This window comes from Sphingomonas sp. LM7, from assembly GCF_002002925.1.
In the GTDB taxonomy this organism is placed as follows: Bacteria; Pseudomonadota; Alphaproteobacteria; order Sphingomonadales; family Sphingomonadaceae; genus Sphingomonas.
Genome location: NZ_CP019511.1, coordinates 3,475,063 through 3,488,152, shown reverse-complemented (window position 1 = coordinate 3,488,152; position 13,090 = coordinate 3,475,063). Strand labels below are relative to the sequence as shown.

Sequence of the window (13,090 nt, the reverse complement as noted above, 5' to 3'; positions counted from 1 at the left end):
AACAACCCGTTTTTCCGTCAACTTCGTCAACTGCGTGCCACCGGCGCGGCACCACGCGAGCAAAGCTGCTTCCCCGATCGCCTCACACCAGCTAATCCCCGCCGCCAAATGACCGACACCACCGAATCCCCGCGCGACTGGCGCGACACCGTCTTCCTGCCGAAGACCGATTTCCCGATGAAGGCCGGCCTCGCCGCCAAGGAGCCGGCGATCCTCGAACGCTGGGCGAAGATCGGGCTCTACCAGAAGCTGCGCGAGGCCCGCGCCGGCCGCGAGACCTTCCTGCTCCATGACGGCCCGCCTTATGCGAATGGCGACATTCACATGGGCCACGCGATGAACAAGATCCTCAAGGACATCGTCGTGCGAAGCCAGACCTTGCTCGGCAAGGACGCGCCCTATGTTCCCGGCTGGGACTGCCACGGCCTGCCGATCGAGTGGAAGGTCGAGGAGGCCTATCGCGCCAAGAAGCTCAACAAGGACGAAGTCGACCCCGTCGCCTTCCGCGCCGAATGCCGCGCCTATGCCGAGAAATGGGTGGCCGTGCAGCGCGGCCAGTTCGAGCGGCTCGGGGTGATGGGCGACTGGGGCACGCCGTACCTGACGATGAACTATCAGAGCGAGGCGATCATCGCCGGCGAATTGCTCAAGTTCGCCGAGAGCGGCCAGCTCTATCGCGGCGCCAAGCCGGTGATGTGGTCCCCGGTCGAGAAGACCGCGCTGGCCGAGGCCGAGGTCGAATATGAGGACGTCGTGTCGACGCAGATCGACGTGGCGTTCGAGATCGTCGAGGCGCCGAACGCGCCCGAGCTGGTCGGCGCGCATGCGGTGATCTGGACGACCACGCCGTGGACGATCCCGGTGAACCAGGCGCTCGCCTATGGGCCTGAGGTTGAGTACGTCGCAGTGCGCGGGCGGCAGTATATGCGCAAGCCGGGTGTCGGTTTGGTCACCTCTCCTGACCAATTAGATACCGTCTGGCAGGGTGTGGTGCTGATCGCGGGCCAACTGCTCGACGAGTTTCGTGCCCGGTCGAGCTTCCAGCTCGATAGCGTGTCGGACTTTGTCTGGCGCGGCAAAGGCTCAGACCTAGCCGGCGCCGTCGCACGCCACCCGATGCACCATCTCGGCGGCTTCTTCGCCAGGCCGCGCCCGTTCCTGCCCGGCGACTTCGTCACCACCGATGCCGGCACCGGCCTCGTCCATATGGCGCCCGATCATGGCGAGGACGACTTCCTGCTGTGCAAGGCGCACGGCATCGATCCGGTGTTCGCAGTCGACGGCGCGGGGATGTACCGCGCCGACTGGCTGTGGCTCGGCGGCCAGGGTTCGGTGATCAACAAGAAGTTCGTCGCGAGCGACGGCCCGATCTGCACCGACCTGCGCGAAGCCGGCGCGCTGCTCGCCGCGTCGGACGATTTCGCGCACAGCTATCCGCACAGCTGGCGGAGCAAGGCCAAGATCATCTTCCGGGCGACCCCGCAATGGTTCATCCCGATGGATACGCCAACTCCTTCTCCCCTTGTGGGAGAAGGAAGGGGCCCGCTCGCGTCAGCGAGTGGGAAGGATGAGGGGGACATGAGTCTCACTCCCCCTCACCCTTCCGCGGCTTCGCCGCTCCCTCCCTCTCCCACAAGGGGAGAGGGAGATAATGCCGCCACCCTCCGCGGCATCGCGCTCGATGCCATCGAGACCACCCGCTGGGTGCCCGAGCGCTCGATCAACCGCATCCGCTCGATGGTCGAAGGCCGCCCGGACTGGGTGATCAGCCGCCAGCGCGCGTGGGGCGTGCCGATCGCGCTCTACGTCAACCGCGCGACCGGCGACTATCTCCGCGACCCCGAGGTCAACGCGCGCATCCTGCAGGCCTTCACCAATGGCGGCGCCGATGCGTGGTTCCAGGCCGATCATCAGACGCTGCTCGGCGAGCGCTACACCCTCGCCGATTACGAGGTGATCACCGACATTCTCGACGTGTGGTTCGACTCCGGCTCGACCCACGCCTTCGTGGTCGAGGCGCGCTATGGCGAAGGCGTTCGCGCCGACCTCTATCTCGAAGGCTCGGACCAGCATCGCGGCTGGTTCCAGTCATCGTTGCTCGAATCGTGCGGCACCCGCGGTCGTGCGCCTTATGGCGCCGTCCTCACCCACGGCTTCGCGCTCGCCGCCGATGGCACCAAGATGTCCAAAGCCAAGGGCAACGGCGTCGATCCACTCAAGGTCATCACCGAGAGCGGCGCGGACATCCTCCGTTTGTGGGTCGCGCAGACCGATTATTTCGAGGACGTCCGCATCGGCAAGGAAGTGCTCGCCGGCACCGGCGACACCTATCGCAAGCTGCGCAACACCTTCCGCTATCTGCTCGGCGCGCTCGAAGGCTTCGAAGAGTCCGAAAGGCTCCCCGTCGCCGAGATGCCCGAGCTCGAACGCTATATCCTCGCCAGGCTCGCCGAGCTCGATGCCGAGCTCAAGGCGGCCGCGAACGATTTCGAGTTCAACCGCTACAGCCGCGCGCTCACCGATTTCGCCAATGAAGACCTCTCGGCCTTCTTCTTCGATATTCGCAAGGACTCGCTGTATTGCGATGCCGCCACGGATCCGAAGCGCCGCGCCTACCGCACCGTGCTCGACACGCTGTTCCATGCGCTGGTCCGCTATGCCGCGCCGATCCTCAGCTTCACCGCCGAGGAAGTGTGGCAGGCGCGCTTCCCGAGCGAGGACGGTTCGGTCCACCTGCTCGACTGGCCGGTGCTGCCCGAAGGCGCGGCGACGACTGCCGACTGGTCGGCGATCCGGGCGCTGCGCGTGCAAGTGACCGAGGCGATCGAGCCCTATCGCCGCGAAAAGGCAATCCGCTCCAGCCTCGAGGCCGAAGTGACTGCGCGGGACTTGCCGGCGTCGGGCGACGATCTTGCCGAGCTGTTCATCGTATCGAAAGTCACGCCCGGCGACAGCGTCACGGTTACGCCCACGCAGCGCCATAAATGCGGCCGATGCTGGCGGCATCTTCCCGAAGTTGCGCATGACGGTTTGCTGTGCGACCGCTGCGCCAAGGTGGTTGATTGATGAAGATTCGCTGGATCGGGCTGCTCGTCGCGGCCTTTGTGTTCCTGATCGACCAGGGCACCAAATATTACGTCACCGGGCCGCTGGGGCTCAACGTGCAGGACGCGTCGCTGACCGTGCTGCCGATCTTCGACCTGCGCTTCGTCAAGAATGTCGGCGTGTCGCTGGGGCTGCTTCCGGCGACGGGCACGACGATGCGCTGGCTGCTGGTCGCGCTGACCGGGGCGATCGCCGCGGGCGTCTTGTGGTGGATGCTGCGCGAGCAGAAGAAGCCCGATGTCGCCGCGCTCGGCCTCGTGCTCGGCGGCGCGCTCGGGAATATCCTCGATCGGACGCGTCTCGGCTATGTCGTCGATTTCGCCGATCTGCATTTCGGGACCTGGCGCCCGTTTTTGGTCTTCAATGTCGCCGATGCGGCGATTACCGTCGGCGTGCTGATCCTGTTGATCCGCGCCCTGTTCGTGCGCGATAAGCAAGTCGAGGCCCCGGCCAACGGACCGGCCCCTGTGGAGAATGAAGTCAATGCGTAAGTTGATCACCGTCGCTGCGGGCATCGCGCTCGCCGGCTCGCTCTCCGCCTGCGGCAAGAACGGCTATGACCGCGCGCGTCCCGATGAATTCGCCGTCGCGCGCGCCGCGCCGCTGGTGATTCCGCCCGATTTCGCGCTGGTGCCGCCGCGTCCGGGCGCCCCCCGCCCGCAGGACACCACGCCGTCGAACCAGGCGCTCGACGCGCTGTTCGGCGGGTCGCAGGCTCGCAGCGCGTCGGAGAACGCGACGCTCGACGCCGCCGGCCGTACCGCCGCGGAGCCGGGTGCGCGCAGCACTGCCGGCAGCCCGACGACCAACGTCGTCGACAAGGGCTCGACCACGCGCGACATCATCGCCGCCCCCGAAGGCGACGGCCAGACCGCGCGGGCCACGACGCCGCAATAAGCACGCATGAAAAGGCCGGCCTGCTCGGGCGAGCAGGCCGGCCTTTGCTGTCGGACGATCAGAAGCTGAGCGTCAGATAGAAGAGCACCTTCGGATCGGCGCCGATCGCATCGGCATAGCCCGCGTCGTTGGTGATGTCGGTGTCGACATATTGGACGCCGAGCTTGACGAACTGCTGGGCGATTTCGGCGCCGAGCGACCAGTCGGTGTATTTGGCGTCGGGCGCGAGGATGCCGAGCTGTCCGTCGGTGTGGCCGATATGGCCGAGCACGCTCACCGGGGTGTTGGGGATGCCGACGGTAAGGTCGCCGCGGAGATACAGGCTGTCCTGGTCGGCCAGGCCCGATTGGCCGCTCCAGGCATAGTTGGCGCCGACCTTCGCGGTCACCGGCCCCATCGTGTACATCACCGAGGCGTACGGCTCGAAGAAATCGGTAGCCAGGCCCTTCGCGCCGCCCGGATAATAGTAATAGAGCATGCCGCCGTCGAACCCGATGCCGCTGTCGAGCGTCTTGGTATAGCCGGCATAGAGATCGATTTCGGCATCGCCATAGCCGGGCAGCGAAACCGTGTCGTCGAGCGTCGACGCCCAGGTGCCGACATAGAAGCCCGACTCATGGTTGATGTTGACGGTGCCCTGGAGCGCGACCTTCTTGTCGGTCTGGGTGAGGCCGCGGAAGCGGTAGTCCGTCGTCCCCGTCACCGCACCGGTGACCGTGATCGCCGGCGCCGGCTCGGCTTCGTCCTGCGCAAGGGCAGGTGTGGCCGCCGCAAGCATGAGCCCGGCGAGAGTGATCTTCGAAAACTGCATGGAAATCCCTTTCTGATTCTCAAAGGGTCCCCACCTGCTGCCGATCGTCGCCTGCGTCTCCAGCTCGAAAAGCCATGCGCGTGCTTGCGATCAGCGCGAGATCACTGCCGGATCGCGCTGCGCCGCACAACATTATTTGCCGCTTTGTTGCTCGATCGTGAGGAACTGTTGCTGAGCCGCAACAGAGCGGTCAGCTGCGGATCGCTACCACCGCATCGACTTCGACCACTGCGCCGAGCGGCAGCACGGGCACGCCCACGGCGCTGCGGGCATGCAGCCCGGCGTCGCCGAACAGCGCCTGCATCAGCTCAGAGGCGCCGTTGGCGACCTTGGGCTGGTCGGTGAAGCCGGCAGCGGAATTGACGAACACGCCGAGCTTGACGATGCGCTCGACTCGGCTCAGATCGCCGCCGAGCGCCTTCTTGATCTGCGCGACCAGCATCAGCCCGCAGCGCTGTGCGGCTTCCTGGCCGAATTCCAGCTCGCGATCCTCGCCGAGCCGGCCGGTCATCAGCGCGCCGTCCTTGAACGGCAGCTGCCCCGAGACATGGAGCAGGCCGCCTGCCTCGACGGCAGGGACATAGGCCGCGACCGGAGCCGCTGCTTCGGGGAGGGACAGGCCGAGCTCGGCCAGCTTCGCGTCGATTGCTTGGGTCATGCGCCGTGCTCAACCATTCGCGGCATCGGCGGTCAAGCCCGCGGCAAAGCGCGCCTCGATCCAGCCTAGCGCCTCGCTCCAATCGTCGATCCGCGCATTTGCGTGCGGCGCGGGCGGGACGCTGGGCGCCAGGCTGGGCTCGGCGATCATGTGCAGACGATGGACATGCGGGGCGTGCTTCGCGACCGATTCGTGGTGGACCGCGAGATCATCTACGAACACGGCGACCGGCGCGCCCATCTCTGCGACCAGCTTCGCCACCGGCGGTCCCTTGGGACCCTGATTGCATTCGACTCGGTGGGCGATGCCGTGCGTGGCGAGCTGGGCGATGCGATGGTCGCGGCAATGATCGCCCAGATTGGTCAGCACGATGATCTCGGCATGCTCGGCAAGCGCCGCCAAAGCCTCGCGGGCATGCGGGACCAGCGTCTGGCGGTCCATCTGCTCGGGAAAGAAGCCGTCGAGCAGCGCCCACATCTGCTCGCGCTCGACCAAGGCTTGATCCGCGCGGCGCCGCATCGACGTGGCGAAATCGCCGCCGTTGGGAAGGAAATCAATGTCGTGCGCCTCGTCCAGCCAGCTGCCGAAATGGCGGACCATGTGAAGCAGGACTTCGTCGCAATCGGTGATCAACAGAGGTTTCATGCGCGCTCCAGCTTGCTTCGTGCGGCGACGAGATCGGTCGGCGCAACGCCCAGCGCGTCGGCGCAGGCAACCAGATCCGGCTCGTACGACTCGAGGAAACCCAGCGTCGCGGCGAGCAATGCAGGCTCGCCGGCGCGCTCGCGAAGCTCGCCTGGATCGAGGCCGGTAAGGTCCAGCAATCGCGAGGCGCGTGCCGGATCGCCGAGCGTCCAGACCAAAGCTTGGAGCGCAATCGCCTCTGCGTTTGTTTCCGCCATCGGCATCGCCTAAACCGTCTCCAACTTGAACGAGGTCAGCGCGTGGCAAAAAGGGTTCTCGTTGTCGAGGACAACGAACTCAATCTGAAGCTCTTCTGCGATCTGCTGCGCGCGCACGATTTTGCCGCGGAGCCGGTGGTCGACGGGCGCGAGGCCGTGGCCAAGGCGCATGAGTTCGCACCCGACCTGATCGTGATGGACATCCAGATGCCGCACGTCACCGGCTTCGATTTGATCCGCGAGATGAAGCTCGACGCGGGACTCCGCGCGATTCCGATCATGGCAGTCACCGCCTATGCCGGCCGCGAGGACGAGGACCGCATCCGCGCGGCGGGCGCCAACGCCTATGTTTCCAAGCCGATCTCGCTGGTGCGCTTCATGGAAGAAGTCCGCGCGCTGATTCCGCCCGACTCGGAGCCCGAGCCCGAACCCGAAATTGCCGACGAGCCCCAGCCCGCCGAGGTCCCGCCTTCGGAAGAGACGCCTGAAACCTGAGCCTCAGAAGGCTCCGGGCACTTCGCGCTGGGCGGTACTCGGCCGCGCCGGCGTGAGCAGTTCGCGCGGGGCAGCGTTACGTAGTGCCAGCGTGGACTGTCCGCCCGCCGAGATCGCGGTGCAGCTGCGCCCCGCGAGGAAATCGAGCGCCGCCCTGGTCGAAGCTTCGCGCGCATCGCCCAGCGGATAGGCGATGTCGTCGCCCGCGCGGCAGCTCGCCTCGACGGTGCCGGCGAGGCCGCTGAAATAATTGCCTTGGCGCGCGGCATTCTGAGTCGCGAAGGCGATCACCCGCAGGCGATCGTCGCACGCTGCCCGGTCGATCGCGATCTGCCCGACCGGCTTGCCATAGGTGTTGGTGCCGATCAGCGCCGCATTGGCATGGAGATACGGAATGAAGGCGTTGACGACGAGCTCGCTCGCCGAGGCAGTGCCGCCGGTGCCGATAAAGGCCAGGCGAGTCGGCGCGATCGATTCGGTCTTGGGCTGGAAGAAGCGGGTGTCGTTCTGCGCCGATTTCTCGGGCCGGAAGCTGGTGTAGCTGAACACATCGCTGGTCGCGCGATTGGCGCCCATCAGGTCGCCCATAAGCTCGGCGATCGAGACGAGCCCGCCGCCATTGTAGCGCAGGTCGACGATCACTTCGGTAACGCCCGCCGCCTTGAACTGCGCGAAGGCCGCACGCAGCGCCGGATCGGCAGTCGAGATGAAGGTGCGCAGGTTGAGATAACCGACCTTGCGCCCGCCATCGTCGAGAATCTTGGCGCCGTAACGCGACGATACCGGCGTCAGCACATAATCGGCCTTGGCGACGGTGACCTCGCGGGTGCCCGCGGCATCGCTCACCCGCAGCACGCGCGTCGTGCCGGCAGTGGTGGGCCCGAGCGCTTCGGTCACGCCCGCGGCGCCCTGGCTCGCCATGATCGCGCTGACGGTGCGGAGATCGGCGGCGCCGGTGCCGATCGCGACGATCTCGGTGCCTCGATCGATTCCTGCGTTCAGCGCCGGCGTGCCCTCGAATGCCTCGGCGACGAACACGCGGTTGGCCGCCGAATCATAAGAGAGACGGAAGCCGAAGCCCGCGCTGGAGCCGGAGGCATAATAGGCATTCTCCTCGGCAATCGAGGTGACATAAGTGAAATAACGGTCGCGCCCCTGCGCCCGTGCGGTGGCGGTGAGCGCGTCGACATAATCGCCGACATTGGCATAGGGCGCGGGGCTGAGGCTGGCGGGCAGCGTCTCGGGGAACAGATACCATTCGTTCAGCTGCGCCGCCGCCCAATCCTGCCGCGCGCGCAGCGAGCAGGTGGCGGTCGTCGGGCTCGGCGTGGGCGTCGCCCCGGTCACCGGCGGCGTCATGATCGAGCCGGCACTGCCGCCGCCTCCGCCGCCGCACGCCGAAAGGATCATCGCCAGGCTCAGCACGGCAGAAACGGGCACCCGCATCGTCAAATCTTTCCTAGATTGCGCAGATACTTAGCAGAGTTTTCGTGCCGTGCCAGCCCGGGGATTAACGGCGGGTGACCACAGTCACAGATCGGGCAGCGCCCAATCGATCGGCTTCTGGCCGTGGCTGGCCAGAAATTCGTTCGCCTTCGAGAAATGCCGGCTGCCGAAGAACCCCGAATGCGCGGAAAGCGGCGAGGGATGCGGCGCCTTGAGCACCAGATGCCGGCCGCCCTTGTCGATCGAATCGACGAACGCCGCCTTTTTCTGCGCGTGGCTACCCCAGAGCAGAAACACCACCGGCTCGGGCTTGGCATTGACCAGCCGGATCACGGCGTCGGTGAACCGCTCCCAGCCGCGCCCCTGATGCGACGCGGCCATGCTCATCTGCACGGTTAGCACGGCGTTGAGCAGCAGCACGCCCTGTTCCGCCCAATGTTCGAGAAAGCCGTGCCGCGCGCGCGGGATGCCGAGATCGGCCTCCATCTCCTTGTAGATATTCACCAAGCTCGGCGGCGTCCGGACGCCGGGCTTGACCGAGAAGCACAGCCCGTGCGCCTGCCCCTCGCCATGATAGGGGTCCTGGCCGAGGATGACGACGCGTACCTGTTCGAGCGGCGTCAGGTCGAGCGCGCGGAACCACTCGCCACCCGCGGGGAAGATGCGCTTGCCCGCAGCCTTCTCGGCGACGAGGAACGCCTTGAGCGTCTCCATATACGGGTCGGCGAACTCGCCCTTCAGCGGTTCGCGCCAGCTTGGATGTAGTTTGACCTCGCCCATCGCCTTCGTGTCGGAAAGCCGGGCCATGCTGTCAACAATGCGCGCGGCAATCGGCGCGAAGCGGGCAGCGTTCGCATGCGGGCGCGTCGAAACGGCAGAGCGTCTGGCCGAGCTTCTTGGTGGCGATGTGGAAGTCGAGAAAGTCACGGCCCTGCCATTCGGGCATCGCCGCGGTCACCGCTTCGCTGGCCGCACGAGCCTCGGCGTGCCGGTGCACGAAGCCCAGCCGCTGGAGCACGCGCAGGACATGGCTGTCGACGATCAATACCGGGCGATCGAGCGTGCTGCCGTTGAGCGTCGCGGCGGCGACCTTGCGACCGACTCCGGGTAGCCGCTCGAGCCAGGCGAGCGCCTCGCCGACCGGCGGCACGCCGAGGAAGGACAAGTCGAAGCTCCTGCGCTCCGCCGCGATCCGGCCAAGCGAGTCGACGACATAGCCGGCTTTGTCCTCGGCATGGGTGACTGCGCCGATGCAGCGCAACACTTCGTCGCGGCCCGCCGCCAGCACCCGCCCGGGCGTCCCGAACGCGCCGACCAGGCAGTCATAGGCCGCGAGCGAGACGGCATCCCGCGTCCGTCCACTGATCATCGACTTGATCAACGCCCCGATCGGCGAACGGCGCGGCAACGGGCCGGCCACCGCACCCACCGGGGCCAGCAACGCATGCCAGTGGGCGAGATCGTCGTGTCCATTGAACCCGAAACCCGTTTGCATGAGAAGCAATTTAGAACATACGAAGAACATTCGCAATGGCGCAGCCGACGGATCATGCTGCGCGCAGGGACGTTTACCGACCAGGGAGAGATGAGATGCCGTTCACCGGAAGCTGCCATTGCGGCGCGATCGCCTATACGGTGGATGAGGATCCGCCCGCCACGGCGCTGGCGTGCAATTGCTCGATCTGCCGGCGCAAGGCCTCGCTCCACCATTTTACCACGCCCGACAAATTCACGCTGAACGGCACGCGCGACGACGTCGCCACGTACAAGTTCAACAAGCATGTGATCGGGCATCACTTCTGCAAGACGTGCGGCGCGGCGCCGTTTGCCGAGGGCGTCGGCCCCGACGGCAAGCCGATGGTCGAAATCAACCTGCGCTGCGCCGATGGCATCGACCTCGATACGCTCGAGGTCACGCATTATGACGGGGCGAGCAGCTGAGCCCCGACGACATCGAGCCCATGGAGGCCAGGCTCGTCGAGGTGCTCCCCGACGACGATGGCTGGCAGTTCGAGCCCAAATGGGACGGGTTTCGCTGTCTGGTGTTCAAGCAGGGCGAGGATGTCGCGCTGATCTCCAAATCGGGCAAGCCACTGGCGCGCTACTTCCCCGAAGTGGCGGCGGCAATCGCTGCGCTGCCCGTCGAGCGCATCGTGCTCGACGGCGAATTGCTGATCCCGGTCGGCACCAGCCTGTCGTTCGGCGCGCTGCAGATGCGGCTGCATCCCGCCGAGAGCCGCATCCGCAAGCTCTCCGCCGAGACTCCGGCGCGGCTGATGCTGTTCGATTGCCTGTGGTCGGAGCAAGGCGCGCTCGACGGCCGCTCGCTGGCAGAACGCCGCGCGGCGCTGGAGGCATTTCATGCGCGACATCGCTCGGCCACGCTGCGCCTGTCGCCATTGACCCAAGACCGTATGGTCGCCCAGCGCTGGCTCGACGCCTCGGGCGGTGCGCTCGACGGCGTGATCGCCAAGCGCCGCGACGACGTCTACCGGGCAGGCGAGCGGGCGATGCTCAAGGTCAAGCGGCTGCGCACCGCCGACTGCGTGGTCGGCGGCTTTCGCTATGCGGCCAAAAAGCGCGAAGTCGGCTCGCTGCTCCTCGGGCTCTACGACGATGCCGGGCTGCTCCATCATGTCGGCTTCACGTCGGCGATCGCCGCCGCCGATCGACCCGTACTGACCGGGCAACTGGAAGCGCTGGTCGAAGCGCCCGGCTTCACTGGCGATGCGCCGGGCGGACCGAGCCGCTGGTCGACCGAGCGCTCCGCCGAATGGCAACCGCTTCGCCCCGAACTCGTCGCCGAGGTGCGCTACGACCATGTCACCAACCGCCGCTTTCGTCACGGCACCGGCTTCCTGCGCTGGCGTCCCGACAAGGCACCACGTCAATGCACGATGGAGCAACTGGGCGAGGAGGCCCGGCCGGAGATCGTCGAGGCAGCCTTGGCGGAGGCAGGGCCGGCGCGATAAGGGCGCGGCATGCACGTGAATCACGACCCTTCCGCCCTGCCCGCCGATACGATCGGCTTCGACCAGTTCCTCGCCGTCGACATCCGCGTCGGCACGATCGTCGAGGCGCTGCCGTTTCCCGAGGCGCGCAAGCCCGCCTACAAGCTGCTGATCGATTTCGGGCCGGTGATCGGCCGCAAGCGGTCCTCGGCGCAGATCACCGAGCATTACCGCCTCGACGAGCTGCCCGGGATGCAGGTGGCGGCGGTGGTCAACTTCCCCCCACGGCAGATCGGGCCGGTGATGTCCGAAGTGCTGACGCTCGGTTTTCCCGATGCCGAGGGCAAGGTCGTTCTCTTCCGGCCGACCACCGCGGTGCCGAATGGCGGCAGGCTCTTTTAAATCCAGGTTAGCGCCAACCGTTTTGCCGTTGACGGCGGCCGCGCACCGCATAGTCTCTCCTTCAAATATAAGGAGGGGGAATCATGAACTTGCGGATCGCAATCGCGCTGGGGGCGGCGCTGCCTGCGCTGTTCGCCGTGCCGGGTATCGCACAGGACGCGCAATCGAGCGAGGACGCGCTCGCCGAGAAGGTGGTCACCAACCCCAATCCCGCGAGCTTCCAGGCCTATGGCGTTACGCCCCCGCCCAAGGTGGTGAGCGACAAGAACGTCCAGGGCGGCAAGGCGCTGCGCGTCCCGGTGACCGGCGGCGGCGATCCGTGGAGCGTCGGCGTCAACGTGCCGCTGATCAAGCCGGTCAAGACGGGCGACAAGCTGGTCGTCGTCTTCTACGCCCGGCTTAGCAAAGGCGACGCGCCCGCCGCGAAGATCAACGCCCAGCTCCAGCTTTCGAGCGCGCCTTACACCGCGCTGTTCGGCAAGCCGTTCGACGTCACCCCCGAATGGAAGCTCCTCCAATTCTCGGGCAAGGTCGACAAGGACTATGGCGTCGGCGCGATCGGCGCCGCGCTCCATCTCAACACCGGCAGGCAGGTGATCGATATTGGCCCCGTCGCAGTGCTCGACATGGGGCAATAGCGGTCAGGCGCGGCGTGCAGTGACCAGATAGTCGAGGCTGGTATCGTCGCTGAGCACGAAGCCGCGCGCCGGGGAGAAGCCCAGGCCGCGCAGGTCGCCGACTTGTAGCCCTGCCGCTTCGAGCAGTGCCGTGAGTTCGTCGGGGGTGAGGAATTGCTGCCAGTCGTGCGTGCCCCTGGGGATCGCGCCACTGCCCTCGCCCAGGGTGATCATTGCGAGGCGTGACAGTGCAGTGCGGTTGGGCGTGGAGAGGATCATCAGCCCGCCGGGCGCCAGCGCCTCGGCCAGCCCGGCGACGAAGGCGGCGGGGTTCGAGACATGCTCGATCACTTCCATCGACGTGACGAGATCGAAGGTGCGGCCGGGCAAGTCCTCGATCCCGCCGGCAACATAGTTGATGTCGAGGCCGACCGCGGCGGCGTGGGCGCGCGCGGCGCCGATATTCTCGGGCGCGGCATCGAGACCGGTGACCTTGGCCCCCATTCGGGCGAGCGGCTCGGCGAGCAGCCCGGCGCCGCAGCCGACGTCGAGCGCGGTCTTGCCCGCCAGCGGCGCGAACGACATGCCGTCGCCGTCGAAATGCGCATCCACGACGTCGCGGACATAGGCCAGCCGCGCCGGGTTCAACCGGTGGAGCATCGCCGACGAACCCTTGGGATTCCACCAGTCGGCGGCGAGCCTGCCGAAATGCTCAGCTTCACTCGGGTCAATAGTTGCTTTGGTTGCGTTCGCCATGGCCGCCTCCTATCAGGCCGCCTCATCCTTCCCAAGGCCCGGAAAACAAG

15 protein-coding genes and 1 pseudogene are annotated in these 13,090 nt (G+C 66.5%); 8 read left to right on the top strand and 8 right to left on the bottom strand.

Features of this window, described 5'->3' with window-relative positions; all coding sequences use genetic code 11:
• Positions 1–108 precede the first annotated feature (108 nt).
• The 3 genes from ileS to BXU08_RS16280 are packed head-to-tail and all read left to right on the top strand — an operon-like array spanning position 109 to position 4,002.
• Positions 109–3,066 (top strand): isoleucine--tRNA ligase, encoded by a 2,958-nt coding sequence (gene ileS / locus BXU08_RS16290; RefSeq protein WP_077511005.1) that lies wholly within the window; start codon positions 109–111, stop codon positions 3,064–3,066.
• Positions 3,066–3,596, top strand: coding sequence for a signal peptidase II (gene lspA / locus BXU08_RS16285; protein ID WP_077511004.1), 531 nt, complete (start codon positions 3,066–3,068; stop codon positions 3,594–3,596). Before ileS ends, lspA begins: the two co-directional genes overlap by 1 nt.
• On the top strand, positions 3,589–4,002 hold the full coding sequence (locus BXU08_RS16280; RefSeq protein ID WP_077511003.1) for a DUF3035 domain-containing protein: 414 nt from the start codon (positions 3,589–3,591) through the stop codon (positions 4,000–4,002). Before lspA ends, BXU08_RS16280 begins: the two co-directional genes overlap by 8 nt.
• A gap of 58 nt (positions 4,003–4,060) precedes the next feature.
• On the opposite strand, the gene BXU08_RS16275 is transcribed toward BXU08_RS16280, so the two are convergent.
• The 4 genes from BXU08_RS16275 to BXU08_RS16260 all read right to left on the bottom strand — a co-directional run bounded on the left by BXU08_RS16275 (position 4,061) and on the right by BXU08_RS16260 (position 6,379).
• A complete protein-coding gene (locus BXU08_RS16275; protein ID WP_077511002.1) occupies positions 4,061–4,813 on the bottom strand; it encodes a TorF family putative porin in 753 nt (250 codons plus the stop codon).
• Positions 4,814–5,003: 190 nt separating this feature from the next.
• Positions 5,004–5,471, bottom strand: coding sequence for a RidA family protein (locus tag BXU08_RS16270; RefSeq protein ID WP_077511001.1), 468 nt, complete (start codon positions 5,469–5,471; stop codon positions 5,004–5,006).
• Between the two features lie 9 nt (positions 5,472–5,480).
• On the bottom strand, positions 5,481–6,116 hold the full coding sequence (locus tag BXU08_RS16265) for a hypothetical protein (protein ID WP_077511000.1): 636 nt from the start codon (positions 6,114–6,116) through the stop codon (positions 5,481–5,483).
• The gene (locus BXU08_RS16260) at positions 6,113–6,379 is read right to left on the bottom strand and encodes a DUF3572 domain-containing protein (protein ID WP_077510999.1); all 267 of its coding nucleotides are present in this window, start codon (positions 6,377–6,379) and stop codon (positions 6,113–6,115) included. Before BXU08_RS16260 ends, BXU08_RS16265 begins: the two co-directional genes overlap by 4 nt.
• A gap of 36 nt (positions 6,380–6,415) precedes the next feature.
• Here BXU08_RS16260 and BXU08_RS16255 point away from each other — a divergent pair.
• A pseudogene (locus BXU08_RS16255) lies at positions 6,416–6,775 on the top strand (response regulator); the annotation flags it as partial.
• A 96-nt stretch (positions 6,776–6,871) separates the two neighbouring features.
• On the opposite strand, the gene BXU08_RS16250 reads toward BXU08_RS16255, so the two are convergent.
• From BXU08_RS16250 to nth, 3 genes are all read right to left on the bottom strand, one after another.
• Positions 6,872–8,314 carry a S41 family peptidase gene (locus BXU08_RS16250; protein ID WP_077510997.1) on the bottom strand — a complete coding sequence of 481 codons (1,443 nt, stop codon included), beginning with the start codon at positions 8,312–8,314 and terminating at the stop codon, positions 6,872–6,874.
• Between the two features lie 84 nt (positions 8,315–8,398).
• A complete protein-coding gene (ung, locus tag BXU08_RS16245) occupies positions 8,399–9,094 on the bottom strand; it encodes a uracil-DNA glycosylase (protein ID WP_077512516.1) in 696 nt (231 codons plus the stop codon).
• 31 nt (positions 9,095–9,125) lie between these two features.
• Positions 9,126–9,809, bottom strand: coding sequence for an endonuclease III (gene nth / locus BXU08_RS16240; protein WP_171982548.1), 684 nt, complete (start codon positions 9,807–9,809; stop codon positions 9,126–9,128).
• A 95-nt stretch (positions 9,810–9,904) separates the two neighbouring features.
• Here nth and BXU08_RS16235 point away from each other — a divergent pair, with 95 nt between their 5' ends.
• From BXU08_RS16235 to BXU08_RS16220, 4 genes are all read left to right on the top strand, one after another.
• Positions 9,905–10,255: a GFA family protein gene (locus tag BXU08_RS16235; protein WP_077510995.1), complete on the top strand. Its 351-nt coding sequence runs from the start codon at positions 9,905–9,907 to the stop codon at positions 10,253–10,255.
• Positions 10,256–10,275: 20 nt separating this feature from the next.
• Entirely contained in the window at positions 10,276–11,286 is a 1,011-nt protein-coding gene (locus BXU08_RS16230) for an ATP-dependent DNA ligase (RefSeq protein WP_077510994.1), read from the top strand.
• A gap of 9 nt (positions 11,287–11,295) precedes the next feature.
• Complete coding sequence (locus BXU08_RS16225) at positions 11,296–11,667, top strand: tRNA-binding protein (RefSeq protein WP_077510993.1); 372 nt, start codon at positions 11,296–11,298, stop codon at positions 11,665–11,667.
• Between the two features lie 83 nt (positions 11,668–11,750).
• Positions 11,751–12,305: a carbohydrate binding domain-containing protein gene (locus tag BXU08_RS16220; protein ID WP_077510992.1), complete on the top strand. Its 555-nt coding sequence runs from the start codon at positions 11,751–11,753 to the stop codon at positions 12,303–12,305.
• A 3-nt stretch (positions 12,306–12,308) separates the two neighbouring features.
• Here BXU08_RS16220 and ubiG read toward each other — a convergent pair whose 3' ends face one another.
• The gene (gene ubiG / locus BXU08_RS16215) at positions 12,309–13,040 is read right to left on the bottom strand and encodes a bifunctional 2-polyprenyl-6-hydroxyphenol methylase/3-demethylubiquinol 3-O-methyltransferase UbiG (RefSeq protein ID WP_077510991.1); all 732 of its coding nucleotides are present in this window, start codon (positions 13,038–13,040) and stop codon (positions 12,309–12,311) included.
• Positions 13,041–13,090: the final 50 nt, after the last annotated feature.